Annotated in this window: 23 protein-coding genes; 10 read left to right on the forward strand and 13 right to left on the reverse strand. The window is 70.5% G+C overall.

Translation table 11 applies throughout. From position 1 onward, the window contains the following. Positions 1–15 precede the first annotated feature (15 nt). The 3 genes from gnd to dnaA form a co-directional block, all read right to left on the reverse strand. On the reverse strand, positions 16–909 hold the full coding sequence (gnd, locus tag ACWAT2_RS16440) for a phosphogluconate dehydrogenase (NAD(+)-dependent, decarboxylating) (RefSeq protein WP_480049130.1): 894 nt from the start codon (positions 907–909) through the stop codon (positions 16–18). An 81-nt stretch (positions 910–990) separates the two neighbouring features. After that, positions 991–2124 carry a DNA polymerase III subunit beta gene (gene dnaN, locus ACWAT2_RS16445; protein WP_480049131.1) on the reverse strand — a complete coding sequence of 378 codons (1134 nt, stop codon included), beginning with the start codon at positions 2122–2124 and terminating at the stop codon, positions 991–993. 537 nt (positions 2125–2661) lie between these two features. Beyond that, positions 2662–4077 carry a chromosomal replication initiator protein DnaA gene (gene dnaA / locus ACWAT2_RS16450; protein WP_480049158.1) on the reverse strand — a complete coding sequence of 472 codons (1416 nt, stop codon included), beginning with the start codon at positions 4075–4077 and terminating at the stop codon, positions 2662–2664. A 325-nt stretch (positions 4078–4402) separates the two neighbouring features. On the opposite strand from dnaA, the gene rpmH reads away from it, so the two are divergent. The 8 genes from rpmH to ACWAT2_RS16490 all read left to right on the forward strand — a co-directional run bounded on the left by rpmH (position 4403) and on the right by ACWAT2_RS16490 (position 10322). Next, positions 4403–4540: a 50S ribosomal protein L34 gene (gene rpmH / locus ACWAT2_RS16455; protein WP_480049132.1), complete on the forward strand. Its 138-nt coding sequence runs from the start codon at positions 4403–4405 to the stop codon at positions 4538–4540. Positions 4541–4543: 3 nt separating this feature from the next. Continuing rightward, positions 4544–4900 carry a ribonuclease P protein component gene (gene rnpA, locus ACWAT2_RS16460; RefSeq protein WP_480049133.1) on the forward strand — a complete coding sequence of 119 codons (357 nt, stop codon included), beginning with the start codon at positions 4544–4546 and terminating at the stop codon, positions 4898–4900. Continuing rightward, positions 4900–5196, forward strand: coding sequence for a membrane protein insertion efficiency factor YidD (gene yidD, locus ACWAT2_RS16465; protein ID WP_480049134.1), 297 nt, complete (start codon positions 4900–4902; stop codon positions 5194–5196). Before rnpA ends, yidD begins: the two co-directional genes overlap by 1 nt. Positions 5197–5295: 99 nt before the next feature. Beyond that, positions 5296–6186, forward strand: coding sequence for a membrane protein insertase YidC (yidC, locus tag ACWAT2_RS16470; protein WP_480049159.1), 891 nt, complete (start codon positions 5296–5298; stop codon positions 6184–6186). A gap of 10 nt (positions 6187–6196) precedes the next feature. Further along, on the forward strand, positions 6197–6709 hold the full coding sequence (locus ACWAT2_RS16475) for a Jag family protein (protein WP_480049135.1): 513 nt from the start codon (positions 6197–6199) through the stop codon (positions 6707–6709). 108 nt (positions 6710–6817) lie between these two features. Then, entirely contained in the window at positions 6818–7456 is a 639-nt protein-coding gene (rsmG, locus tag ACWAT2_RS16480; protein ID WP_480049136.1) for a 16S rRNA (guanine(527)-N(7))-methyltransferase RsmG, read from the forward strand. Positions 7457–7932: 476 nt separating this feature from the next. Beyond that, positions 7933–8850 carry a ParA family protein gene (locus tag ACWAT2_RS16485; RefSeq protein ID WP_480049160.1) on the forward strand — a complete coding sequence of 306 codons (918 nt, stop codon included), beginning with the start codon at positions 7933–7935 and terminating at the stop codon, positions 8848–8850. Positions 8851–8960: 110 nt separating this feature from the next. Next, positions 8961–10322, forward strand: a complete 1362-nt coding sequence (locus tag ACWAT2_RS16490) for a ParB/RepB/Spo0J family partition protein (protein WP_480049137.1) — start codon at positions 8961–8963, stop codon at positions 10320–10322. Positions 10323–11085: 763 nt separating this feature from the next. Here the strand turns inward: ACWAT2_RS16490 and trxA are convergent. The 6 genes from trxA to ACWAT2_RS16520 form a co-directional block, all read right to left on the reverse strand. Beyond that, entirely contained in the window at positions 11086–11412 is a 327-nt protein-coding gene (trxA, locus tag ACWAT2_RS16495; RefSeq protein ID WP_480049138.1) for a thioredoxin, read from the reverse strand. A 29-nt stretch (positions 11413–11441) separates the two neighbouring features. Further along, positions 11442–12455, reverse strand: coding sequence for a thioredoxin-disulfide reductase (gene trxB, locus ACWAT2_RS16500; RefSeq protein WP_480049139.1), 1014 nt, complete (start codon positions 12453–12455; stop codon positions 11442–11444). A gap of 97 nt (positions 12456–12552) precedes the next feature. Next, on the reverse strand, positions 12553–14466 hold the full coding sequence (locus ACWAT2_RS16505) for a protein kinase family protein (protein ID WP_480049140.1): 1914 nt from the start codon (positions 14464–14466) through the stop codon (positions 12553–12555). Between the two features lie 94 nt (positions 14467–14560). After that, positions 14561–16300 (reverse strand): murein biosynthesis integral membrane protein MurJ, encoded by a 1740-nt coding sequence (gene murJ, locus ACWAT2_RS16510; protein ID WP_480049141.1) that lies wholly within the window; start codon positions 16298–16300, stop codon positions 14561–14563. Further along, on the reverse strand, positions 16297–18417 hold the full coding sequence (locus ACWAT2_RS16515) for a DUF6049 family protein (RefSeq protein WP_480049142.1): 2121 nt from the start codon (positions 18415–18417) through the stop codon (positions 16297–16299). Before ACWAT2_RS16515 ends, murJ begins: the two co-directional genes overlap by 4 nt. A gap of 8 nt (positions 18418–18425) precedes the next feature. After that, positions 18426–19037: an NUDIX hydrolase gene (locus tag ACWAT2_RS16520; protein ID WP_480049143.1), complete on the reverse strand. Its 612-nt coding sequence runs from the start codon at positions 19035–19037 to the stop codon at positions 18426–18428. Between the two features lie 134 nt (positions 19038–19171). On the opposite strand from ACWAT2_RS16520, the gene ACWAT2_RS16525 reads away from it, so the two are divergent. Both ACWAT2_RS16525 and ACWAT2_RS16530 read left to right on the forward strand, forming a co-directional pair. Then, on the forward strand, positions 19172–20644 hold the full coding sequence (locus tag ACWAT2_RS16525) for a CCA tRNA nucleotidyltransferase (protein ID WP_480049144.1): 1473 nt from the start codon (positions 19172–19174) through the stop codon (positions 20642–20644). 65 nt (positions 20645–20709) lie between these two features. After that, positions 20710–21948 (forward strand): MFS transporter, encoded by a 1239-nt coding sequence (locus ACWAT2_RS16530; RefSeq protein WP_480049145.1) that lies wholly within the window; start codon positions 20710–20712, stop codon positions 21946–21948. Positions 21949–22044: 96 nt separating this feature from the next. Here ACWAT2_RS16530 and ACWAT2_RS16535 read toward each other — a convergent pair whose 3' ends face one another. The 4 genes from ACWAT2_RS16535 to ACWAT2_RS16550 all read right to left on the reverse strand — a co-directional run bounded on the left by ACWAT2_RS16535 (position 22045) and on the right by ACWAT2_RS16550 (position 26848). Next, on the reverse strand, positions 22045–23529 hold the full coding sequence (locus tag ACWAT2_RS16535; RefSeq protein ID WP_480049146.1) for an MDR family MFS transporter: 1485 nt from the start codon (positions 23527–23529) through the stop codon (positions 22045–22047). Positions 23530–23665: 136 nt separating this feature from the next. Then, entirely contained in the window at positions 23666–25012 is a 1347-nt protein-coding gene (locus ACWAT2_RS16540) for an MFS transporter (RefSeq protein WP_480049147.1), read from the reverse strand. An 88-nt stretch (positions 25013–25100) separates the two neighbouring features. Beyond that, the gene (locus ACWAT2_RS16545) at positions 25101–26192 is read right to left on the reverse strand and encodes an inositol-3-phosphate synthase (protein WP_480049148.1); all 1092 of its coding nucleotides are present in this window, start codon (positions 26190–26192) and stop codon (positions 25101–25103) included. Continuing rightward, complete coding sequence (locus tag ACWAT2_RS16550; RefSeq protein ID WP_480049149.1) at positions 26189–26848, reverse strand: PadR family transcriptional regulator; 660 nt, start codon at positions 26846–26848, stop codon at positions 26189–26191. The genes ACWAT2_RS16545 and ACWAT2_RS16550 overlap by 4 nt, the downstream gene beginning before the upstream one ends. Positions 26849–26998 lie beyond the last annotated feature (150 nt).

The raw sequence follows: 26998 nt of genomic DNA on the forward strand, positions 1-26998 counted from the left end.
CCCAGTCTCGCGCGACTACGTGGCGGGCTTGACCGCGTGACCGCCGAACTGCTGACGCAGCGCCGCCACGGCCTTCATGGCCGGCGACTCGGTCTGCCGCGAGGAGAACCGGGCGAACAGCGCCGCGGAGATCACCGGGAGCGGCACGGCGTTGTCGATCGCCTCGTCCACGGTCCACCGGCCCTCGCCCGAGTCGTCGACCCAGTCGTCGATCGCCGCGAGGCTCGGGTCCTCCTCCAGGGCCTTGACCATGAGGTCCAGCAGCCATGAGCGCACGACGGTGCCGCGCATCCAGGCCTTCATCGTCCCGTGCACGTCCGTGACGACGTCCTTGGCCGCGAGAAGCTCGTAACCCTCGGCGTACGCCTGCATGAGGCCGTACTCGATGCCGTTGTGGACCATCTTGGCGTAGTGCCCGGCCCCGACGCCGCCCGCGTGGACGAAGCCTTCCTCCCGCGGTCCCTCAGGACGCAGCGCGTCGAAGACCGGCATGAGGTGCGCGACGTCGTCGTCGGTGCCGCCGCACATCAGTCCGTAGCCGTTCTCCAGGCCCCACACGCCGCCCGAGACACCGACGTCGACGTAACCGATGCCGCTCGTGGCGAGCTCGGCCGCGCGGGCCTGGTCCTCCGGGTAGTGGGAGTTGCCGCCCTCGACGACGATGTCGCCGTCCCCGAGCAGGGTGCCGAGCTCGCGCACGACGCCGCGGGTCGGGTCACCGGCGGGGACCATCACCCAGACGATGCGGCGCGGGCTGGGGAGCGCGGCGACGAGGTCGGCCAGCGACACGACGTCGGACACGTCCGGGCGCGGGTCGTAGCCGACCACCTCGATGCCCGCGCGGCGCAGCCGCTCGCGCATGTTGTTGCCCATCTTGCCCAGTCCGACCAGACCCATGTGGGTGACCATGTGGAAACCTCCTGGAGAGCGTCGGAGCGAGCGTAAGCCGAGGGCGGGTCGTCCCGCGCGGGCAGGGACGGTCCGGAGTGCTCAGGACGAGAAGCGGATGGGAACCAGCAGGTAGCGGTAGTCGGAGGAGTCCTCGCCGTCGAGCGAGCCCTGCCCCGTGAACTCCACCGGCTTGTTGGGGTGCGTGAACGACATGCGGACGAAGTCCGTGCCGAGGGCGCCAAGACCGTCCAGCAGGAACTGGGGATTGAACGCGACCTGGATGTCCTCGCCGACGAGCACGGCCTCCAGCGCCTCGGAGGCCTGCGCGTCGTCGCCCTGACCGGCGTCGAGCACGACCTGTCCCTCGGAGAACGCGAGCCGGATCGGGGTGTTGCGCTCCGCCACGAGCGAGACGCGCTTGGCCGCGTCGATGAGCGCCTGGGTGGGGACGACGGCGTGGATCGGCGTCGCGTCAGGGAACAGGCGGCGCACGGCCGGGTAGTCGCCGTCGACCAGCTGGGACGTGGTGTGCCGCCCGCCGGCCTCGAAACCGATGAGCTCCACACCGTCACCGGTGGACAACGCGATGTTGACCGGCCCACCACCGGAGCCGAGCGACTTCGCGACGTCGTTGAGGGTGCGGGCACGCACGAGCGCGACGGCGGAGTAGCCCGGCGTCGCGGGGGTCCAGGTGAGCTCGCGCAGCGCCAGCCGGTACCGGTCGGTGGCCAGCAGCGTGATGCGCTCGCCCTCGATCTCCATGCGCACGCCCGTGAGCAGCGGCAGCGTGTCGTCTCGGCTCGCGGCCACGCTGACCTGCGCGACGGCAAGGGTCAGGGCGTCGCCGGTGACCGTGCCGGAGAGCTCCGGCATCGCGGGCAGCGACGGGTACTCCTCGACCGGCATGGTCAGCAGCGTGAAGCGGGACGCGCCGCAGGTCAGGACAACCTTGTTGCCCTCGACGGACACGTCCACAGGCTTGTTGGGCAGGGCACGCGAGATCTCGGCGAGCAGACGGCCGGAGACGAGCACGGTGCCCGGCTCGGAGACCTCGGCCGCGATCTCGGACCGCGCGGAGACCTCGTAGTCGAAGCTCGCCAGGACGATCGAGCCCGAGGCGTCTGCCTCGATCCGCACGCCGGCCAGCACGGGTGCCGGGGGCCGGGTGGGAAGGGTGCGGGCCGTCCAGGTCACGGCCTCCGCCAGGACGTCACGCTCAACCCGGAACTTCATCCCACTCCTCAGTGTCCTTGTGCGACCTCTCACGTGCGACGGCGTACATCGAGCGACGCGCTGCACCGTGCAAACCCTACCGCGCCAGGTCCTCCGGGGAGGGGTTGGCTCGAACGGCTCCTCCACGCCATGAAGGCGGGTCATCATTCCCTCGGAGAAAACACGTTCATCGTCGTCGTAGGGCTTGTGGATTCTGGGGAAATCGAGTGTCTTCGCTGGTCAGCGGTGATTTCTGGGTGTGGACGCAGGCAGGGGACAACCTGTGGGCAACACTGCCCGCCTGTGGGCGACGTCGGCTGTCCCCACAGGCGTCCACCGATCGACCGTCCTCTGTCCACCGGTTCTCGGGCGTGTTCCACAGGCGTCCACAGGAGAATCCACAGGTGTGAATCCGCGAACCCAGGGCTGACCTGCAGTTTTCCACCGTGGAGATCCACATGGTGGGGACGACGACAGGCGTACCCGCAGGATCCTGCGGATACGCCTGTGCGTAAACCTGTGAAAGGGGACATATCCACAGAGATGTGGATATGTGGATCATCCGCGGTGCTGCTGCTTGATGCGGCTCGTCAGCTCGGTGACCTGGTTGTACGTCGACCGTCGCTCCGCCATCTGGCCGGCGATCTTCTTGTTGGCGTGCATGACGGTGGTGTGGTCACGGCCACCGAACTGCTGGCCGATCTTGGGCAGCGAGAGGTCCGTGAGCTCGCGGCACAGGTACATGGCGATCTGCCGGGCGGTGACCAGCACGCGTGAGCGGGACGACCCGCAGAGGTCGTCGATCGTCAGGCCGAAGTAGGCGGCGGTCTGGGCGATGACGACGGCCGGGGTGATCTCGGTGGCCTGGTCGTCGTCCGTGATGAGGTCCTTGAGCACGATCTCGGCCAGGGCCAGGTCGACCTGCTGCTTGTTGAGGTTGGCGAACGCGGTGACGCGGATCAGAGCGCCCTCGAGCTCACGGATGTTGGTGGAGATCCGCGAGCCGATGTAGCTGAGCACCTCGGTCGGCACGTCGAGACGGTCGCTCGCCGCCTTCTTGCGGAGGATCGCGATCCGCGTCTCGAGGTCCGGCGGCTGGACGTCCGTGATGAGGCCCCACTCGAAGCGCGAGCGCAGCCGGTCCTCGAAGCCGTCCAGCTGCTTGGGCGGGACGTCGGACGTGATGACGACCTGCTTGTCGGCGTTGTGCAGCGCGTTGAAGGTGTGGAAGAACTCCTCCATCGTCTGTTCCTTGCCCTGCAGGAACTGGATGTCGTCGATGAGGAGGACGTCGACGTCGCGGTAGCGCCGTTGGAACGCGCCCGTGCGCCCGTCGCCGATGCTGTTGATGAAGTCGTTGGTGAACTCCTCCGAGTTCACGTACCGCACGCGCACGTGGGGATAGAGGTTGTGGGCGTAGTGCCCGATGGCGTGCAGCAGGTGGGTCTTGCCCAGCCCGGAGTCGCCGTAGATGAAGAGGGGGTTGTACGCCTTGGCCGGCGCCTCGGCCACGGCGACGGCCGCCGCGTGGGCGAACCGGTTGGACGAGCCGATGACGAACGTCTCGAAGATGTACTTCGGGTTCAGCCGGGTCGGCTCGGGGCGGTCCTTGCGGTCCGGCAGGGGAGGGGCCACGTTGGTGGGCGCCATCGGTTCCGGGACGGGGTCCGCGGGCGGGGCGTAGTCCTGCGTCGGGCCGGTGAGGGCCTCGTGGCTGAGCTCCGGGTCGACGGTGATGCCGAAGCGGACGTCGCGGCCGAGCGCCGACGACATGGCCGAGACGAGCTGGTCCCGCACGCTCGTCTCCAGGTACGCGCGGGTCTGCTCGTGGGGGACGGCGATGAAGACGGTGTCGTCGAGGATCGCCATCGGCTTGGCGAGCTTGATGAACGCGAGCTGCCGCGCAGACATGTCCGAACGGGCCTCGAGCGCCGCCAACGTCTGTGACCAGACGTCTGCGATGTTCACGTCCATCTGGGCCACGGGGTTCCTCCATGCGTGCTCGGTTGCGATGTCCACATAGTTTTCCACACCCTGTGGAGGCTGTGGACATCCATGTGGACAGCGGTGGACGGAGGCCCGCCGTGTCACCGTCGTCACGTCGCCCGCAGTTGACCGGAAGGCCTCCGACGACGTAACGTCGGACAGCCGTTCCAGGTACTTCTGCGCGCCCTCGTCCGGACGCGAACCTCGGGTCGGCCCGGTCGCCACCTTGTACCTGCACGGAGCGGCCTGCAACCTGACCGACATCGTCGAGGACTTAGACGGTGTACCTCCCCGACGTTTCTTGGAGTACCTCGTGAGCAAGCGGACCTTCCAGCCGAACAACCGCCGTCGTGCCAAGACCCACGGCTTCCGGCTGCGCATGCGCACCCGCGCCGGCCGCGCCATCCTGGCCAACCGCCGCCGCAAGGGTCGCGTCGAGCTCTCTGCCTGAGCCGTGCTGCCCGCGGCGCACCGAATGCGCCGCTCGATCGATTTCGAACGGGCGGTGCGCCGCGGCACGCGTGCAGGCCGATCGACCGTGGTCGTCCACCTCAACCGGAGCACCGGTGAGGTGGACGGACCACTGGTCGGTCTTGTCGTATCCAAGGCCGTGGGTAATGCCGTGCACCGGAACCTCGTGAAGCGCCGACTGCGTACCGCCGCAGCACGTCATCTCGACGTGCTGCCGAGCGATGCGCTCGTCGTGCTGCGCGCACTGCCGGGTTCCGCGCAGGCCGACTTCTCCCAGCTGGACGGGGACGTCTCGCGCGGCTTCGCCAAGGTCGTGCTCCGGGCTGCAGGGTCTCAGTGATGAGCGCCGGCGTGCTCGGTCGCGGACGCGAGATCTTCAGGCTCTTGCCGACGATGGTCCTGGTCGGGGCCATCAGGGCCTACCAGGCGGTCGTGTCACCGATGACCGGCCCGACCTGTCGGTACTACCCGTCGTGCTCCCACTACGCACTGATCGCCATCCGGACGCACGGACCCCTGCGGGGCACCGGCCTCGCACTCTGGCGGATCCTGCGCTGCAACCCGTGGAGCCTGGGTGGAGTGGACGACGTCCCCGCTGCTCGTTCGCACGAGCACCGCGGCGCCGATTCCCACTGACCTCCCGGTCGCGCCACCGGGACCCAGGTATTCCGACACAGGAGACAATTCGTGATCGACACACTGCTCTACCCGATCCAATGGGTCGTGGCCTGGATCATGTACGGGTCGCACCAGATCCTCACGGCACTCGGGATGGACGACGGTCCGGGCCTGGCCTGGGTCCTGTCGATCGTCATGCTGACGATCGCGATCCGCATCGTGCTGATCCCGCTGTTCTTCCGTCAGATCCGGGCGTCCCGCGGGATGCAGATCATGCAGCCCGAGCTGCAGGCGATCCAGAAGAAGTACAAGGGCAAGACGGATCCCTCGTCCCGTGAAGCCATGGGCCGCGAGACGATGGAGCTCTACCGCAAGCACGGGACCAACCCGTTTGCTTCGTGCCTTCCTGTGCTGCTGCAGTCACCGATCTTCTTCGCGCTCTTCCGGGTTCTCAACAACCTGCAGCCGATCTCCGAGGGCGCCAAGGAGCCGATCGGTCCGATCGACCAGGCGGTGGCGGCCGACATCGAGAGCTCCGACCTGTTCGGTGCGAACCTCTCGGACGTCTTCATGCAGACGGACGACTGGAGCGTCCGGATCGTCATCCTGGCTCTGATCCTGGCGATGAGCGCCACGATGTTCTTCACGCAGCGCCAGCTGACGATGAAGAACATGCCGAAGGCCGCTCTCGAGGGCCCGATGGCCAACACGCAGAAGATCATGCTCTACGCGCTGCCGGTCATCTTCCTGATCTCCGGCGTCAACTTCCCCGTCGGTGTCCTCATCTACTGGACGACGTCGAACCTGTGGACGATGGGCCAGCAGTTCTACACGATCAAGCGCATGCCCGCGCCGGGTTCCGAGGCCGAGCGTCTGCTCAACGAGCGGAAGGCCGCCAAGGCAGCGAAGAACGGCCTCGTGCTCGAGGAGAAGACCGAGATCGAGCCGCCGAAGCCCGCCGGTCAGCGCCAGCAGCCTGTGCGCAAGAACCGCAAGAAGAAGAAGTGAGGTCGTTGTCATGACGAACGCATCACCCGAGAAGTCGCAGGTCAAGCGCCTCGAGGAGGAGGGCGAGATCGCCGCGGACTACCTGGAGGAGCTGCTCGACATCGTCGACCTCGACGGGGACATCGACCTGGACATCCACCACGACCGCGCAGCGGTCGAGGTGGTGTCGGAGGAGTCACCGGACTCGCTGAAGGCACTGGTCGGCCACGACGGCGAGGTGCTTGAGGCTCTGCAGGACCTGACTCGCCTCGCCGTGATGGCGCGCACGGGCGAGCGCAGCCGGCTCATGCTGGATGTCGCGGGATTCCGGGCGTCGCGTCGTACGGAGCTGGAGCACGAGGCGAACGGCGCGATCGAACGCGTCAAGGAGACGTCAGCCGTGGTGGCGATGCGTCCCATGAACGCCTTCGAGCGCAAGGTGGTCCATGACGTCGTCGCGGGTCAGGGCCTCGTGAGCGACTCCGCGGGCACCGAGCCGAACCGCCACGTCGTCGTGCACCCTGCTGCTGCCAGCGTCGACTGAACGAAGCACGAAGGACCCGCTGTTTCACGTGAAATAGCGGGTCCTTCGTTTCTGTGGCGGCAGCGGCGAAACGCTGAACCGTGTGACCAACGATGACAGGATGTGCCCATGACCACGACGGACGACGCGATCGGCACCAGCGCAGAGGTGCGCGAGTACCTCGGTGACGCCTACGACACCGTGGCGCGGTTTCACGGCTTGCTCCGCGAGCAGGGGGAGCTGCGCGGACTGATCGGGCCGAGAGAGGTCGATCGCCTCTGGGAGCGTCACGTGCTCAACTCTGCCGCCGTGGTGCCGTTCCTGGACGATGCGGCGTCCGTCGCGGATGTCGGGTCAGGCGCCGGCCTGCCCGGAATCGTCATCGCGGCGATGAGGCCGACGGCCGAGGTCTATCTGGTGGAACCGATGGAGCGGCGGGTGGCTTGGTTGACGGAGGTCTCCGACGCCCTCGGACTGCAGAACGTGCAGGTCAAGCACGGACGGGCCGAAGAGTTCCATGGTGCGTTCGAGGTGGACGCCGTCACGTCGCGGGCAGTGGCCGCACTGCAGAAGCTGGCACGGTTGAGCCTGCCGCTCGTCCGCAAGGGCGGGCAGATGGTGATCCTCAAGGGTCGTAACGTCGAGCAGGAGATCGACCCGGCGCGAAAGGTGCTGCGGTCGTTCAAAGCGATGGAACCCGAGATCCTTCAGGGGACGACGGTGCCCGGCGTCGAGTCCACGACCATCCTCCGCCTTCGTCGCGGCTGAGGCGTGGGCGCCGCTCGGCTCCGAGCCACCTGATTCAACGCGATGACCTGTTTCACGTGAAACAGGGCGCGACGCATTGCTGCTCGCGTGGGAGCGACCGCACCGCCACTCCTGGCGGAGAGGGGATCGGCGCGCATCGACCGGGAGTACCCAGGGTTGGCGACGCGTGTTTCACGTGAAACACGTTCCTTCGCGCCGTCCGCTGTGGGTCGCGAGCAGACCGGAACGAACTCAGCATTCGCGGATACCTGTGGGTGTCACCTGCGTACTCACGCTGTGACGCCGTAGAGTGATCGCGGCATGAAGTCGCGACGTGGAGGACGACCGTGAGCATGAGTACCGAACGCCCGGACGCTTCGTCCGACGACTCCTCGTGGTCGGAGTCGGTGGCGACCGATGTTTCACGTGAAACGGGCTCGGACCGCTGGTCGGCGCAGGTAGCGGCGCCGCACAACGACCAGCATCGCGCGGCGCTGATGCAGTCATTGCCGGAGATGGATGAGTCCACCCCGCTGGCGGCTCAGCTCGCCGAGGATGCTCGACGGCGCATCGAGCTCGACGGTCGACGATTCCCCCGACCGGAGTCGACGCGGATCATCACCGTGGCCAACCAGAAGGGCGGCGTCGGGAAGACGACGACGACGGTGAACGTCGCGGCCGGGCTCGCCCGGGCCGGTCTCAAGGTGCTGGTCCTGGACAACGACCCTCAGGGGAATGCGTCGACGGCTCTCGGCCTGGAGCACCGGGCAGGCACGCCGTCCATCTACGAGGTCCTCGTGGAGGACGCGCCGCTTGCCTCGGCCGTCCAGGCTTGCCCCGACGTTGAGGGCCTGTGGGGCGTGCCGGCAACGATCGATCTCTCTGGTGCCGAGATCGAACTGGTGTCACTGGTGTCCCGCGAGACGAGGCTGCGCAAGGCTCTCGACGTCTACCTCCGCGAGCGGGTCGAACGGGGAGAGGAGCGGATCGACTACGTGTTCGTCGACTGCCCGCCGAGCCTCGGTCTGCTGACGGTCAACGCGTTCGTCACGGGCCGGGAGGTGCTCATCCCGATCCAGTGCGAGTACTACGCGCTCGAAGGACTGAGCCAGCTCCTGAAGACGATCGAGCTCATCAAGGCGCACCTCAACCCGGACCTCATCGTCTCGACCATTCTGTTGACGATGTACGACGGCCGGACAAACCTTGCCCAGCAGGTCGCAGACGAGGTGCGGACCCACTTCCCCCAGCAGACGCTGCGAACGACGGTTCCACGTTCCGTCAGGATCTCCGAGGCGCCCTCCCATGGGCAGACGGTCATGACGTACGATCCTGGTTCGACAGGTGCACTGGCCTATCTCGAGGCGGCACGCGAGGTGGCTGAGTATGCAGTTCAACGCGCTGACCTGCAGTGACGCGCGTAGCATCAGTTGTGAGGACGGCAGCAGGTAGCGTCGCCGACGCACCGAGGATCTGACATGGTTCGGCGCGGAGACCCCGTCCGGAACCAGGAGGCTGGTGGAGCATGAGCCAGAAGAAGCGAGGACTCGGGCGTGGATTGGGCGCTCTGATCCCTCAAGGTCCGCCGCAGGAGAAGCCTGTGGACGTGTTCTTCGCCGGTGGCGAAGCTCGGGAGGACGTCGGCTCCGTCCTGACCGCTCCGGCGGACGAGCGCGACGCCGTCGACCCGGACGAGTCCGCCAGCAGCGCCTCCAAGTCCGATCGCCGCTCAGCGTCGTGGGACTCTGCGATCGCCGGCGGTCGGTTGGCGATCAACACCGGTGCGGTGCGGGGGAGTGCCGAGGCCGGCACTGAGTCGGAGGCCGACGCCCCCACCCCGGTGGTCGACCCCCTGAGCGAGTTGGCAGACTTTGCGACCCAGCTCGAGACCGAGGCGGTCGAGATCGACACGATCGCGGAGCTCGGGACGATCGAGGTCGTCACCGTGGACGAACGTGTGCTGGGAACCGAACGGGCAGCCGATCCCGTGGTCGACGTGGTCGTCCCGACCGAGGCGGTTACCCCGGAGGCGTCGCCGCGCGACGACGAGCTCGTCCCGGTACCCGGGGCACACTTCGCCGAGATCCCGATCCACGACATCCGACCGAACGCCAAGCAGCCTCGCACGGTCTTCGACGAGTCGGACCTCGACGAGCTCGTCGACTCCATCGCGGAGATCGGGATCCTCCAGCCGATCATCGTCCGCCCGTATCCGGGCGGTGATGGGTACGAGCTGATCATGGGCGAGCGTCGCTGGCGCGCCGCTCAGCAGGCTGGCCTGGAGGCCATACCTGCGATCGTGCGAGAGACCGAAGACTCCCAGATGCTCCGGGACGCCCTCCTGGAGAACCTCCACCGATCTGCACTGAACCCTCTGGAAGAGGCGGCGGCCTACCGGCAGCTGCTCGACGACTTCGGGTGCACCCACGAGGAGCTGGCGACTCGTATTGCCAGGTCAAGGCCGCAGATCTCGAACACGCTGCGGTTGCTCAAGCTTCCGCCGCTCGTCCAGCGGCGAGTTGCGGCTGGTGTCCTGTCGGCCGGGCACGCCCGGGCGTTGCTCGGGCTCTCGGACGGCGCTGAGATCGAGAGGCTCGCGCAGCGGATCGTGTCCGAAGGGCTCTCGGTCCGCGCAACGGAGGAGATCGTGACGATCCTCGCCGATGGTGCTCCGGAGAAGGTCCAGCGTCGCGTACCGCGGGCAGGTCAGCGCAGCGAGGCGATGGACGAGCTCGCGACGCGACTGTCTGACCGGCTGGAGACGAGGGTCAAGGTGAACCTCGGCAAGACCAAGGGACGCATGACGGTCGAGTTCGCCTCTGTCGACGACTTGAACCGCATTCTGGGTGTGATCGCACCGGAGGACCCAGGGTTGCTCCGGCCCTGACCTCCCGCAAAGGCCCCTGGCGGGTGTTTCACGTGAAACACCCGCCAGGGGCCTTTGTGTTGCCTCCGTGACGAGCCGCGGTCTGTGGCTTCGCGTGCATCGTCCTGTGCCTCTTGGACGGGGATCGCGGCAGGTCGGGGCCGATCACGCCGCTACCGGCGTGTTTCACGTGAAACAGGAGCGGGCGATCGCCGGAGAGCATTGACACCTGTGCGTGCCACGGGTCTGGACCTCCTCCGCTACGGAGCCCATGTGGGGCGTCGTCGAGAGCCACCGGCTCGCGGGACGGGAAGGAGAGATGGAGCGCCGTTTCACGTGAAACGAATCCAGTTGGTGCGGGGTCCCCGGGCCGACAAGGGCGCCACGGGTCGAGCTCGTCGAGGCTCACCGAAGGCTCACCGAGGGGCATCAGGCGGTTCGAGGGCCCGGGGCTCGGCGTCGTAGGTGACGCACGCGCACCACGTCAGATGGGTGGCACTGACTGACCTCCGCTCCGTCGGGACGTTCACGCCGAAAACGGGGCAGAACGTTGCGCCGTGCGCACTGCTATCCCGACCCGCAGAGAGCCGCCAGGCGGAGCCCGACCCACAGAGAGCCGCCAGGCGACACGCGTGTGGGCTTCGGCGCCGGACCCCGGCGCAGCCGAGAGCCTGGACGACCCTGACATGTCGGACTCGGGCGGACGATCTGCTGCCCTGTGTGGTCACACGACGAGGGCCGCACCCCGTCGCGGAGTGCGGCCCTCGTCAGGCGAACGAACTGGTCAGGAGGCGAGCACGCCGTCGATCTCCTCGGCGAGCGCACGCTTCGGGCGTGCCCCGATGATCGACTTCACGACCTCGCCACCGGAGTAGACGTTGAGGGTCGGGATCGACGTGATGCCGTAGGCCATGGTCGTCGCCTGGTTGGCGTCGGTGTCGAGCTTGACGATCTTGACCTTGCCGTCGTACTCGGCAGCCAGCTCCTCCAGGATGGGGGCGACCATCCGGCACGGACCGCACCACGTCGCCCAGAAGTCCACGAGAACAGGGACGTCGGACTCGAGGACCTCGGTCTTGAACGTGTCGTCGGTGACGGCGATGGTGGGCATGTTCAGCTCCTTGGATGTGCGGTGAGCGCTCAGCCGGCGATCGAGTCGAGCGCGGGCGGGAGTTCCTCGGGGTTGGCCTCGTCCATGTCGGCGAGGTCGGCGAGGTAGGACTGGGCGTCGAGCGCGGCGGAGCAGCCGGAGCCGGCCGCCGTGATCGCCTGACGATAGGTGTGGTCGACCAGGTCGCCGCAGGCGAAGACCCCGTCGAGGTTGGTCCGGGTCGAACGGCCCTGGACCACGACGTATCCCTCGGGGTCGAGGTCGATCTGGTCCCTGATCAGCTCGCTGCGGGGGTCGTGGCCGATGGCCACGAAGATGCCCGTGGCGTCGAGGGTGGACTCGGCGCCGGTCTCGGTGTCGCGCAGGCGGACCCCGGAGACCTTGTCCTCGCCGTCGATGCCGATCACCTCACTGTTCCAGGCGAACGAGATCTTCTGGTCTGACTGGGCGCGGTCGGCCATGATCTTCGAGGCTCGCAGGGCGTCCCGGCGGTGCACGACGGTCACCTTCGAGGCAAAACGGGTGAGGAAGGTGGCCTCCTCCATCGCGGAGTCGCCGCCGCCGACCACGACGACGTGCTGGTCGCGGAAGAAGAACCCGTCGCAGGTAGCGCACCACGAGACACCGCGTCCGGAGAGCCGCTTCTCGTCGTCGATCCCGAGCTCGCGGTAGGCGGACCCGGTCGCGAGGATCACGGCACGGGAGCGGAAGGTTTCGCCGCCGCCGGTGACGATCGTCTTGACGTCTCCACGCAGGTCCAGCGACTCGGCGTCGTCCCAGAGGACCTGGGCGCCGAACTTCTCGGCCTGCTCACGCAGGGACTCCATGAAGTCAGGCCCCTGGATGCCCGTGGGGAAGCCCGGGAAGTTCTCGACCTCCGTGGTGTTCATGAGCGCGCCGCCGGCCGTGACGGACCCGGCGATGACGACGGGAGCGAGCCCGGCGCGCGCGGCGTAGATGGCCGCCGTGTACCCGGCAGGTCCGGAACCGACGATGACGATGTCGTGGGTCGTCGTCGGGGTCGAGGTCGACTGGTCGGTCACATTCGCTCCAGGAGTTGGTCGGGTGCGGCGTCTCGAACGGTCCGAGGAGCGCCGGCACGAGGTGCCAACACCTCGGAGGGTCAGTGTGTTCCAGCGGTCAGGAGAGCGTGATCTCGTTGATCTCGACCCGGAACTGGTCGTTGCCGACAGGCGGCAGCTCGGTGATCCACAGGACGAAGCCGTCCAGGATGACGGGCTCGTCGAGCGGGATGACGGTCTCGTCGGCGAAGGTTCCGGAGGCGAGGACCGTGCCGCCGTTCGGCGCGTCGGCCGTGGTGTCGCGCAGCTCCCAGGCGCCGCCGGAGCTGTTGGTGTCCAGGTTGACCTCGGTGACCGGCGCGGACTCGCGGAGCTCGACGGCGAAGCCGAGCCCTTCCTTGAGCCCGCCGAACACGGGGTTGTTGTTGTACGTGTAGGTGAACCAGAACGTCGACGGGTCGGAGTCGTAGGCGAGCTCGACCTTGTCGGGCTTGTCGCCCTCACCGGACAGCACGGCCTCGCTGCCCGACTCGATGATCGGGCGGACGTCGGGAGTCTCCTCCTCGGCCGGAGCCGACTCCTCGCCACCGGTGGCGCCGTCCGTGCTCTCACCGGCCGGGCTCTGGGACGCTTCGGCGACGGGCGGTGCGTCGTCGTATGGCTGGATGGCCTGCGTCACGGCCCACACCGCAGCGAGCACGACGGCGACCAGGATGAGGCCGAGCACGATCGGGGTCGGGTTCACCCCGCGACGTCGGGGCGCGGCGGTCGAGGCGAAGGAGCCCGTCGTCGGGCTGCCGGAGCCGCCCTGACCACCGGCCGGTGCCGGTGCGGGCGCCGGAGCGGCCGCACCGTGGCCGAAGGCCTGCTGCTGGGGCGGTGCCGGCGGCTGCTGGCCGTACGCGCCCGCGGGGGGCTGGCCGTACGCCTGGGTCTGCTGGGCCGCGTACGCGGGCGAGGCCTGGACAGCGGTCTGGGCCGGGGGCTGCTGGCCGTACGCGCCCGCGGGGGGCTGGCCGTACGCCTGGGTCTGCTGGGCCGCGTACGCAGAACCGGCGGCCGCACCGGCACCGACGGCGCCCGCCCGCGCGATCCGCCCGGTGCTGGGACGCCGGACCGGCGGGGCCGGGGGCGGGGTACCGGGTCGGCTCTCGACGGTGGACGCCGATCCCGCACCGAGCACCGAGGCCCGGACCGGGCGCTCCGGCGCCGCAGGCTGGACGAACTGGGGCAGGGCGGCCATCACGGACACCTGCCCCCAGGGCTCGATCGCGGCGATGACGTCGGACGGCGACGAGGGGACGTCGTCCCCGGTACCGAACGTGCGGCGCACGATCTCGTCGACCTGCTCGTCGACGTGCGGGACCAGCGCAGAGACCGGGACGACGCCGTCTGCGCCGGCCTGGGCGGGGAGCGGACGGACGGCGTCCGCGGCAATCCAGGGGGCCTCGAGGTTCTCGGCGGGCCAGCGGGCGGTCAGGGCGTAGTACCCCAGGGCGACGAGCCCACGGGCGTCCGTCGCGCCGGCGTCGACCTGGGCGGCCTCGATGCCCGCCAGACCGGCGTCGATGCCCAGGCCGGTGACGACGACGCGGTGCCCGTCGACGCGGACGGCCTCCGGGCGTAGCGCGAGGTGGTGGACGCCGCGCTGACGCGCGGCCTCGAGCGCGGAGGCTGCTTCACCCATGAGCGCCTTGGCCTGCTGGGCGTCCACGAGGCCGCGGGACACGATCTGCGTCAGCGACTCACCGGTGTACGGCTCGGTGATGACGTACGAGCGGTCGCCGTCGCCCAGGTTCGTCGTGCCCACGTCGAGCACCCGGCACAGCCGCGGATCGGCGACGAGGGCTGCGCGTCGCGCGGCGTCGAGGGCCGACGCAGCGTGTTCTCCGGCAACGAACGTGACGCGCACGGCACGGTCGAGGATCTGGTCCTGCGCCTGCCATGCCTCCGCCTCGGCGAGGTCGGTCGGCGCAGGCTGGGTCAGCCGGTAGCGGTCGACCATGACGGTCCCAGCCTGGACGTTGCTCACCTGGACGCCTCCGTGGTGGTGTGGTGGTGGTGGGGAGCGCGGCGGGGCTTGCCGATGCTCCGTTCCATCCGACCATGGTAGGTGGACGGGTCGGTCATGAGGACCTCCTGCGGACGCGCCGCACGATCGGGGCGAGCGCGTCGTCGACCTCGCGCACCCGCAGCAGCTTGAGCATCGCGAGGTAGGCCGCACCCATGACGGTCCCCGCGGTCGCGGTCACCAGCACCGCCCAAGGCCAGGACGACGAGGCGGAGGAGTCCATGAGGTGCAGGACCAGCCAGCCGAGCCCACCGGCGACCAGGGCCGACACCGCGGCCCGGCCGTACATCCCGAGGATGCGGGCGCCGTCCATGCCCTGGAGCTTGCGGTTCATGCCGCGCACGCGCAGGAGCAGGGAGATCCAGGTAGAGAGGGCGAAAGCGCCGCCGGCGGCGACGGCCCACCACTCGACGGGGAGCGTCTCGACGGCGATCCACAGGGCGGCGACCATCGACACGGTGGCGAAGATCTGGATGACGAAGACGCCGCGCCCGTCCTCGAACGCGAAGTACATGCGGCGCACGAGCACGGTGGCGCCGAGCGCGATGCAGCCGATCGCCATGGCCTGGAGGATCGGGGCGATGGCGTCGACGGCGACGTCGGAGGCCGTGGGGACGAGCGTCTTGACGAGCGGGTGCGCCAGCGTGATGAGCGCGGTGGCCGAGAAGACGGAGAACACGCCCGCCGAGCGCAGGCCGAGCGACATGTCGCTGCGGACGCCCGCGAGGTCACCGGCGGTCACGGCCGCGCTCATCCGGGGGAAGAGCACGGTGACGATCGAGACCACGACGAGGGAGTGCGGCAGCAGGTAGATCGTCATGGCGTTGGTGTAGGCGGCGTTACCGGCGACGGCCTCCCCGGCGTCGGCGCCGGCCTGCCCGGCCGCACCGAGCACGTTGGTGAGGTACAGGACGCCGACCTGCTCCAGGACGACGGCGCCGATCGTCCAGCCGACGACCTTGCCGGCGGAACGCAGGCCGATGCCGCGCAGCCCGAGCCGGAACCCCCAGCGGAACCCGGCGCGGCGCAGCGGCCACACCAGTAGCAGGGACTGGACGGCGATGCCCAGCGTCGCGGTCCCGGCGAGCAGGATCGACTGCGTCGACGTCCAGCCGGACAGGTCCATGATGCCCGTGTCCGGGGCGGAGCCGAACAGGACGAGGAAGACGCCGAACCCGATGAGGGAGACGACGTTGTTCGCGACCGGGGCCCAGCCGTACGCCGCGAACCGACCGTGCGCGCTGAGCACCTGGCCGAGCAGCGTGTACAGGCCGTAGAAGAAGACCTGCGGCAGGCACCAGTAGGCGAAGACGGTCGCGAGCTCGCGGGCCTCGGGTGACCAGTTCCCGCTCAGGGTGAACAGGTGCACGACGACGGGTGCGCAGGCGACGAGGACGATCGTGCCGGACAGCAGGCCGAGCCCGGAGATCGTCAGGAGCTTGTCGAGGCGCTCCCGGGCGTTCGTGGCCTGCATCGACTTGAGGATCTGCGGCACCAGGACCGACTGCAGGACGCCCGCCGAGATCAGGGCGAACAGGATGTTCGGCAGCTTGTTGCCGATGTCGAAGGCGTCGGCGACGGTACCGGTGGCACCCACGCAGGCGACCAGCAGCATCGTGCGGACCAGCCCGGAGGCGCGCGACGCCGTCGTCCCCAGGGACATCGCGAGCGAGCCCCGGCCGAGGCTCGTGCGCCGCACCGCAGGCTGGTCGCCGGACGACGCCGGGACAGCGGGTGCTCCCGAGTCGTCGGGGGAGGGGCCCGCGGCGTTCGGTGCGGGCGGTTCGACGGTCATGGTGCGGGGTCCTCCGGGTCTTCCGGGTACGGGGCGGTGTGCTGCGCCCCGGTCGGGACCGCGGCGTCGGACACCTGCTCCCCGGTGGTGCGGCTGGTGGAGCGTCCGCGCCGCACGGTACGCCAGATCCCGGCGACGAACAGCAGCCCGACGCCCGCGGCCATGACGGCCGTGCCGACCGTCTCCCAGCCGGCGCGGACCTTCACCGTGAACTCGGCGGGGTCCGTCACCGGGACGCCGCTCGGTGCGGTGACGGCGACGTCGAGCGTGACGTCGCCGGAGCCGATCGCCCGGACACGGACCTCCGCGTCGCGGGACTCTCCGGCCGGGATCACGAGGGTGGGTGCCGTCTCGACGACGAGGCGGGGGTCGTCGGGCGACAGGGTGACGGTGACGGTGGCGTCGGTCGGCAGGTCGTTGCGGATGCGCACCGGCAGGTTGCCCGAGTCGCTGATCAGCGTGACGTCGGCCCGGTCCACGACGGAGATGCCGGACTGCACCTGGCGGGCCTGTTCCTGCGCGAGCCGGATCGCGCCGTCGCGCGCCTCCGGTGCGGCCCGGTAGGCGATGGACAGCGGCGCGACGAGGGCGCGGTCGATGTCGGCGGTGAGCACCTCGGGGGAGCTGGCGACGGTCGCGAAGGACGCGAGGTCGTCGAGCATCGAGGTGATCCCGCGGACGGCGGACGGCCGGAGCTCGGCGTCGTCCCGGACGACGTCGTCGGCCCGGACCGCGGTGCTGCCCTCGCCGGCGGCGAGGGTGGTCAGCGGGATGACCTCGACCCAACCCTGGGCGACGACGGCGGAGACCACGGCCTCGAAGGTCGCGACGTCGGGCGACCATCCGCGGGGGAGGGCGGCCAGGAGGTTCGCGGAGGTCCCGGCGTCGGCGGCGTCGGCGGCGAGCACGGCGGTGTCCGCCAGGAGCTGCTGGACGGTCGCCGACGTGCCGCCGGCCGTCTGGGTGGTCGCCAGGGCTGCCCCGACCGCGTCGTCGGACACGAGGACGGGAACGTCTCCCGCGGCGGTCGCGACCTGTCCGGAGGTGACCGGGACGTCGGTGTCGGGGGTCTTCAGGCCGTCCGTCGTGACCACGGGACGCAGGTCCGCGGCGGCGGCCGTGGCGAGGGTCGCCAGGTCGGTGCTGCCGGCGGGCCAGGCGACCCTGGTCGACCAGGCGGTCGGAGCGGTCCAGTCGTCGACGATCGCCGAGCCGTCCGTGACGGCGACGACGTCGCTCGGGCGGACGTCCGCGTGGGCGAGGGCGCCGAGGTCGGGGTCGTACGGGGCGAGCTGGACGACGTCGGCCGCGCCTTCGCGCTGGAGGCTCGCTGCCCACGTGCCGGCCACCTCGTCGGTGCTGGTCGCAGCCGAGGCGACCACCGCAGGATCGACGACCAGGGAGAGCCCGCGCGCTCCTGCGGTGGCGGCGCCGAGGAGTCGGTCGTACTCCCCGCCGGCTGCCGCGCGCTCCGCGACGACGTCGTCGAAGCCCTCCGGGTCGGCGGGGTCGAGGGGCGGCCCGGTCAGGGGGGCCGCGACGGTCAGACCCACCGGCGCGGGGGCGGTGCGTCCCGCGGCCTTCGTCCCGCCGTCGGGGTCGTAGATCATGAAGGTGTGCAGCATGGCCAGCGTGCCGGTGGCGTCGCCGATCGTCACCGACATCTGCCGGGGACCCCACTCCGCGTCGTCGCCGAGCTGGAGCGAGCGGACGTCCAGCTCGAAGGTGACGTCCGTGGACGCCCCGGGTGCCAGGTCGTCGACGGGGGCGTCGAGCTGGCCGGCCGCGCTGCGCGCGCTGTCGGCGTCCGCCCAGGAGGCCACCGCGGACCGGGTGGTGACGATGGCCCAGCCCACGCCGAGCTCCGCACCGAGATCCGTGAGCGCCGTCGTGCCTCTGTTGGTGACGCGGACCGTGACGGTCTGGGTCTGTCCGGGCCCGACGACGGCAGGAGCGACCTGGACGAGCTCGGCGGAGACGCCCGCGTCCTGCTCGTCGGTGCCCGCGGCGAGCGCTTCGCCGGTGGGCGCGAGGACGAGCAGCCCGGACAGCACGAGGAGGCTCAGCAGCACGGCCAGGGCACGCAGCATCGGCCCGGCGAGGCGGGGGGTCGTCACGCTGGTGCTCACTCGACGAGGTCCGGCGTCCGGCTCAGCACCTGCAGCGCTGCCGTGGCGAGGCGCTGCTCGTTCGGGTAGGCGAGCCGGTCCGGGAGCTCGTCGAGCGGTACCCAGCGGGCGTCCTCCGCCTCGTGGTCGGGGTCGCCCTCGACGGTGAGCTCCCCGCCCTCGGCGCGGAGCAGGAAGTGGTGGACGACCTTGTGGACGCGACGGTCCTCGCCGCTGAACCAGTAGTCGATGACGCCGAGGGTGGTGCGGACCGACCCGATGATCCCGGTCTCCTCGTGGATCTCGCGGACCGCCGCCTCGGCAGGTGTCTCGCGGCCCTCCAGGTGCCCCTTGGGCAGGCACATCTCCAGCCGTCCGGCGCGGTTGCGGCGCAGGATGACGGCGGCACGGGGCCCGCCGAAGTGTGGTTCGACGACGAGGCCGCCCGCCGACGTCTCGTCGACGACGGGGAGGTGACCCGTCGGGAGCGCGGGCGCGTTCGCCGCTGAGCGCGCGCCGCCGTGCAGACGGGCGGGGTCGACCTTCAGGGGGTGCCCGCCGGGTGGCACGGGCACCGGCACGGAGGGACGCCCGTCGGGGGCCCCAGGTGCCGGTACCACGAAAGACATGGGCCCACCCTACCGAGTTCACCCGCCCCGACTGACGTGCCTCGACGGCCGGGACCGCTCCTGACGGCGTCGGTGGTGCGCGCCGCGCCACGCGGGTGCGCGGGGACGCCGTCGATCTGGGAGGATGGGACGTCGTGCCGACCCCTGAGCCTCCTGCCTCCGCCGTGCTGCTTCGTCGCGCGCTGAGCGTCCTCACCGCGATGGCGCCTGCCGCCGTCGAGCTCGGTGAGATCTTCTCTGCCGCGGGCCACGAGCTCTCCCTCGTCGGAGGCCCTGTTCGCGACGCCTTCCTGGGCCGGGCGAGCAACGACCTCGACTTCACGACGTCGGCCGACCCCGACACCACGCAGCGCCTGCTGGCGCGCTGGGGCGACGCGCACTGGGACATCGGCAAGGAGTTCGGCACCATCGGCGCGCGCCGGTACGGCAAGGGCGGAGCGGACGACGTCGTCGTCGAGGTCACGACGTACCGCACCGACGAGTACGACCCGACGTCGCGCAAGCCCGTGGTCGCGTTCGGTGACTCGCTCGACGGCGACCTGTCGCGGCGGGACTTCACCGTCAACGCGATGGCGGTGCGCCTGCCGGACCTGACGTTCGTCGACCCGTTCGGGGGGCTCACGGACCTCGCGGCGGGCGTGCTGCGCACGCCCATCGAGCCGGAGCGCTCGTTCGACGACGACCCGTTGCGGATGCTGCGTGCCGCACGCTTCGCCGGTCAGCTCGGGTTCGCCGTCGAGGCCGCCACGCGTGAGGCGATCGTGGCGATGGCGCCGCGACTCGACATCGTCTCCGCGGAGCGGGTCCAGGCCGAGCTGTCCAAGCTGCTGTGCTCGCCGTCGCCCCGCGCCGGCCTGGAGGTGCTGGTCGACACGGGCATGGCCGACCAGGTGCTGCCCGAGCTGCCCGCCCTGCGCCTGGAGATCGACGAGCACCACCGCCACAAGGACGTCTACGAGCACTCGCTCATCGTTCTCGACCAGGCGATCGCCCAGGAGACCGGGCCCGACGGTGCGGTCCCCGCGCCCGACCTGGTGCTGCGGCTCGCGGCGCTGCTCCACGACATCGGCAAGCCGGCGACGCGGCGCTTCGAGTCCGGCGGGGGAGTGAGCTTCCACCACCACGAGCTCGTGGGCGCGAAGCTCGTGGCCAAGCGGCTGCGCGCGCTGAAGTACGAGAAGCAGGTCGTCAAGGACGTCGCGCGCCTCGTCGAGCTGCACCTGCGCTTCCACGGCTACGGCGACGGCGCCTGGACGGACTCCGCCGTGCGGCGGTACGTGACGGACGCCGGTCCGCTGCTGGAGCGCCTGCACCGGCTCACCCGGGCCGACTGCACGACCCGCAACCGGCGCAAGGCGAAGCGGCTCGCGGACGCGTACACCGACCTGGAGGCGCGGATCGAGACCCTGCGCGAGCAGGAGGAGATCGACGCCATCCGGCCGGACCTCGACGGCACGCAGATCATGGCGATCCTGGACATCGGGCCGAGCCGCGACGTCGGCGCCGCCTACCAGCACCTGCTGGCGCTGCGCATGGAGCACGGACCGCTCGGCGAGGAGCGCGCGACGGCGGAGCTGCGCACTTGGTGGGACTCTCGCCAGGGCTGACCCTCAGGCCCTAGGGTGTCGCCAGGGTTGCCGCCGGCAGGCGGGACCACGGCGAGGAGGCCCGGATGGGAACGGATCGCAGGGCACGCGCGGGTGCGAGCGCCTTCTACTTCGTGCAGGGCCTGTGCTTCGCCGGGCTGCTGGCCCAGGTGCCGACCCTGCAGCGCGGTCTGGGGATCTCGGACGCCGAGCTGACGCTCGTCCTGCTCGTCGTGCCGGTGCTGGCCGGGCTGGGCAGCGTGCTCGCCGGGGCCGTGGCGCCCCGGACGGGCAGCGCCGTCCTGCTGCGGGTCGCCGGGCCGCTCGTGGGCGTGGCGATCCTCGCCGTCGGGCTCGCGCCGTCGACGGCGGTCCTCTACCCGCTGGTGGCGGTCGCGGGACTGCTGCTCGGCCTGGTGGACGCGACGATGAACATGCAGGGCGTCGCCGTCGAGCGACGGTACGGACGCAGCCTGCTCAACGGGTTCCACGGCGCCTGGAGCGTCGGCGGGATCCTCGGGTCGCTGGCCGCCGTGCTGGCGCACTCGCTCGACTGGAGCCTCGCGGGCGGCCTCGGACTGGTGGCGACGGTGGCGGTCCTCGTCGACCTGGGTGGCGCCCCGTTGCTGCTGGGCCGCGGAGACGAGGCGGCGTCCGGCGCGGAGGGGTCGTCCGGGTCGGACGGCGCACCCGGGGTCGCTGGGTCTGCCCGGCACGTGCCGTGGCGCCCGATCCTGCTGGTCGGCACCGCCGTCGCCATCGTCTACCTGGCGGACTCTGCCGTCTCCAGCTGGTCCACCAAGTACATCGCCGACGTGCTGGACAGCGCCGACGCCGTGGCACCGCTGGGGCTCGCCGCCTACCTCGCCTGCCAGCTCGTCGGACGCCTTGCCGCCGATGCGCAGGTCAACCGGTTCGGCGCCGTGCGACCGGTCGTCGTCGGCGGCCTGGTCGGCGCCGCCGGGCTCACCCTGGCGGCCGTGGCCCCGGCCCCGTGGGCCGCGATCCTCGGTTTCGGCGCTACCGGCCTGGGTCTCAGCGTCGTCGTGCCGCTGTCGTTCTCCGTGGCGGGGACGCTGGACACGTCCGGGGTCGCGGTCGCCCGCGTGAACCTCTTCAACTACGTGGGCTTCGTGCTGGGGGCCGCCGTCATCGGCGGCGTGGCCGAGCTGGCGAGCCTGCGCTGGGCGTTCCTCGTGCCGGCCGTGCTGGCGCTCGGGGTCGTCGCGATCGCTCCGGCGTTCCGGGCTGCCGGTCGCGGCGCCACGACCCCGACCGACACCACGACCCCGACCTCCGAGGCGGACACCTCGGCCGCGAGGTAGAGCCCCGCTCGCGCCGAGGAACAGCGGACGGCCCGGTCGCGCGCGAGGAACAGCGGACGGCCCGGTCGCGCGTCCGCGCGACCGGGCCGCTCCTGCTCAGTGGGCGACGGCGCCCTCGACCGCGTCGGCCTTGCGCAGCCGGAAGGCGAGCGCGACGGCGCCGACCATCACGACGGCACCCACGAGGAAGCCGAGCTGCGCGCCACCGGCCGTGGCCTCCGCCTCGGAGGCCCCGCCGTCGGCCAGGGACACGGAGCGGATCGTCAGCAGCGCGACGAAGAGCGCCGTGCCCGCGGCGCCCGCGAGCTGCTGCACCGTGTTGATCGCCGCCGACCCGTGCGAGTACAGCGACGGCACGAGACCGCCGAGCGCGGAGGTGAACGCCGGCGTGAAGATGCACGCCAGACCCAGGCTCAGCACGAGGTGACCGACCAGCACCCACCACAGGGCGGAACCAGGGCCGAGGGTCGAGAACATCAGCATCGAGACGCCGACGGCGGCCGCGCCGGGCAGCACGAGCGGGCGGGGACCGACGCGGTCGTACATCCGCCCGACGACCGGCCCGAGGACACCCATCAGCAGGCCACCCGGCAGCATGATGAGCCCGGCGGTCAGGGACTTGAGGCCCATCGCGTCCTGCAGGACCAGCGGCAGGCCGATGATCATGCCGAACATGGCGATCATCGCGACCGCGAGGACCGCCAGGCCCGGAGCGAAACCCGGAGCGCGGAACACCCGCAGGTCCAGCAGCGCCGAGTCGGTGCGCTGGAGCACGAGCTGGCGCCAGACGAACAGGGCGAGCGACACCGCGCCGATCGCGACCGGGACGAGCGGGTTCACCGGCATCTCGTGCTGTGCCGACTCGCCGAGGGCGGACAGGCCGTAGACCAGGCCGCCGAAGGCGCCGACGGACAGCAGCAGGGAGAGCGGGTCGAGCCTGGTGCGGGCCCGCGTGGCGACGTCACGGACCAGGACGCCGCCGAGGACCAGCGCGATCAGGGCGATCGGCAGGACCACCCAGAAGACGGCGCGCCAGCCGAGCGACTCCGTCACGGCCCCGGACATGGTCGGGCCGAGCGCGGGCGCGACCGCGATGACGAGGGACACGTTGCCCATGACGCGTCCGCGGTGGTGCGGCGGCACGAGCGTCATGACGGTCGTCATGAGCAGCGGCATCATGATCGCGGTACCGGTGGCCTGCACCACGCGTGCGGTGACCAGCAGGCCGAAGGCCGGGGCGAGCGCGGCGAGCAGCGTCCCGGCGCTGAACAGCGACATGGCGAGGATGAACGCACCCCGCGTGCCGAGCCGCTGGAGCAGCCACCCCGTCGTCGGGATGACGATCGCCATCGTCAGGAGGAACGCCGTCGTCAGCCACTGGCCGACGGCGGCGGTGATGCCGATGTCGTCCATGATGGACGGCAGGGCGATCCCCATCGTCGTCTCGTTGAGGATGACCACGAACCCGGAGACCAGCAGCAGCGCGATGACGCTGAAGTGCTCTCGGGACAGCTTGCCCTCGTCGCGTGCGGGCGGCACCACCGGGCCAGGTGGCGCGTCCGTCGTCGTGCGTGCAGTCATGTGCCCCTCCGGTACTCATCGATTGTCTGAGCCGCGGGCGACGCTGCGCACGGAAGACCTGCCCACTCAAGTGCTGTTCCAGGGTGCGGTATTCCCGCTGCGGGGGTCGACCGAATAATCGGTCGGGAATCATCGGTCAGGCGGTGGCCTCGCGGGACGACGGCGTCACGGTCTCCTCGACCTCGACGGGCGTGCGCGCCCCGCGGAACCACAGCAGCGCGGCGACGGCGACGTACGCCACGGCGAGGAGGACGAAGAGCCCGCGCGACCAGCCGTCGTCGGGCACGACGAACGCGGCCAGGACGGCGGCGCCGACGAACGCCGCGTTGTAGAGGACGTCGTAGAAGGCGAAGGCCCGGCCGCGGTAGGCGTCCAGGGTGTCGCGCTGGACGATGGTGTCGACGGCGATCTTGGCGCTCTGCGCCGCCAGCCCGAGGAGGCCCGCTCCGAGCAGGACGACGGCCCGCGCCGGGCTGGTCGCGAGCAGGAGCTGGGACGCGGCCGCGAGCAGCAGCATGACGACGATCCAGCCCTGCGGTCCCGTGCGCCGCGACAGCACCGGCGTGACGACGACGGCGCACGCGCCGCCGACGCCCGTCATCGCGATGACGAGGGCGAAGTTCGCCAGGCCCGTGCTCGTGTCCCCGGGCTCCGCGAGCAGGTTGCGCGAGATGAGGATCGCCGCGATGAACACGACGCCGTACAGGAACCGGTGCGCGGCCATGACGAGCAGGCCCTGGCCGGGAGTGCGGCGCGCCACGAGGTAGCGGGCGCCGTCGACCAGGCCGTGCGCGACGGCGGACAGCTCGGAGCGCAGCCGACCGCGCGCGATCCGCTCCGGGCCGAGCTCGTCGGGTCGCAGCCGCAGGGCCAGCAGGGCCCCGGCACCGAAGACGACGGACGCGCAGACCAGGGCCGCGGCGTCGTGCACCCCACCGGGCGGGATGCCGAGGCCGAGCAGGAAGCCGATCCCGCCCCCGAGGAACACGGCACCCGCGCCGAGCGTGGGCGTCAGGGAGTTGGCGGTCAGCAGCAGCGGGCCGTCGACGACGCGCGGCAGGCCGGCGCTCAGCGCGGCCAGGAGGAAGCGGTTGACGCTCAGGGCGGCGAGTCCGAGGACGACGACCCAGACGTTCCCGGCGCCGTCGAGACCGACGGTGAGCATGACGGCGGCCATCGCGGCGGTGAGCAGGAGCCGGACGGCGTTGCCGACGGCGAGCACCTGGCGGCGACGCCACCGGTCGAGGAACACGCCCGCGAACGGGCCGACGATCGTGAACGGGGCCAGCATGATCGCGAACGCCCCGGCGACCCCCGCCGCCGTCCCGGCGCGCTCGGGGGAGAAGAACAGGAGCGACGCGAGGCCGACCTGGAACATGCCGTCGCCCGCCTGGGAGACCAGCCGGACGGCGAAGAGCCGTCGGAATCTGGGCAGGCGGAGCAGGTCACGCAGGTCGCGAACGGTCTCGTGCAGTGCCCCCACCGACCAACCTTCCCCTCTCCGGTGCGACGACGGAGGCGCCGGGGCCCGCGAGAGTCCTCGCGTTCCCCAGCGCCTCCTTCAGGATCGACTACCGCTGGTTGTCGCCGCGGATGAAGGCCTCGAGCTGCGCCCGGCCCTCGGTGTCCTCCATCTGGACCGGCGGGGACTTCATGAAGTACGTCGACGCCGACAGGATCGGGCCGCCGATGCCACGGTCCAGGGCGATCTTCGCGGCGCGGATCGCGTCGATGATGATGCCCGCCGAGTTGGGGGAGTCCCAGACCTCGAGCTTGTACTCCAGGTTCAGGGGCACCTCGCCGAACGCGCGGCCCTCGAGGCGCACGTACGCCCACTTGCGGTCGTCGAGCCACGCCACGTAGTCCGACGGACCGATGTGGACGTTGCGGTCCTCCTTCTTGCCGCCCAGCGGGCCGGTGAGGTTGGAGGTGACGGCCTGCGTCTTGGAGACCTTCTTGGACTCCAGGCGGTCGCGCTGCAGCATGTTCTTGAAGTCCATGTTGCCGCCGACGTTCAGCTGGTACGTGCGGTCGAGCACGACGCCGCGGTCCTCGAACAGCTTGGCGAGCACGCGGTGCGTGATCGTCGCGCCGACCTGCGACTTGATGTCGTCGCCGACGATCGGCACACCGGCGTCCTCGAACTTCTTCGCCCAGACGGGGTCGGAGGCGATGAAGACGGGCAGGGCGTTGACGAAGCCGACGCCCGCGTCGATCGCGCACTGCGCGTAGAACTTGTCGGCCTCCTCGGAACCCACGGGGAGGTAGCAGACGAGGACGTCGACCTTCGCGTCGCGCAGCGCCTGGACGACGTCGACCGGGTCGCCGGCCGCCTCGTCGATCGTGGCCTGGTAGTAGTCGCCGAGGCCGTCGAGCGTGGGGCCGCGCTGGACGATGACACCGGTCGGGGGCACGTCGGCGATCTTGATCGTGTTGTTCTCGGAGGCGTTGATCGCCTCGGAGAGGTCGAATCCGACCTTCTTCGCGTCGACGTCGAACGCCGCCACGAACTCGAGGTCGCTCACGTGGTAGTCGCCGAACTGCACGTGCATGAGGCCCGGGACGGTGCTGGCCGGGTCGGCGTCGCGGTAGTACTGCACACCCTGAACCAGGGAAGACGCGCAGTTTCCGACACCGACGATGGCAACGCGGACGGAGGTCATCCTCGCTCCTTGTTTCTTTGGGCCGGGGCGTCGTGCGCCTCGGCGTTTCGGTCGCTCTCGCGGCCGCTTGCGCGGTCGCGCTCTGTGGTGATGAGGCCGTCGAGCCAGCGCACCTCGCGCTCGACCTGCTCCAGCCCGTGCCGCTGCAGCTCCAACGTGTACTCGTCGAGCCGCACGCGGGTCCGGGCCGCGGATTCCCGGACCGCCTCCAGGCGCTCGGTCAGCCGGGTGCGCCGGCCCTCGAGGATGCGGAGGCGGGTCTCGGCGTCCGTCTGCGCGAACAGCGCGAACCGGACGTCGAAGCTCTCGTCCTCCCAGGCCGCGGGCCCGGCGGAGGCGAGAGTGGTCTGGAGGTGCTCCTTGCCGTCCGCCGTGAGGCGGTAGACGATGCGCCCGCGGCGTCCTGCCAGCGGCTTGGTGCCCGACGCCGTCCGCCCGGACGCGCTCGCACGGGCGACGGGAGGCTCGGGCTCGGTGGTCTCGATGAGACCGCGCGCCACCAGGGACTTCAGGGCGGGGTAGAGGGTGCCGTACGAGAAGGCACGGAACGATCCCAGGAGCAGGTTGAGCCGCTTGCGCAGCTCGTAGCCGTGCAGCGGGGACGAGTTGAGCAGGCCGAGGACGGCGGTCTCCAGCACGTTCGAACGACTGCGCACCCCGGCCCCCTTCCTTCTCGTCACCCACGGGCGATCGACTCGTTGTATCGAGTCGATACATCGTGAGGATAGGCCCGGTCGACCGCGGCAAGCAACGGGACACGTCTGTCCACGCCCGGGCACCGGGGGATTCGGCCAGTTGTGAAGAGC

Source organism: Isoptericola sp. GX10416, assembly GCF_056590155.1.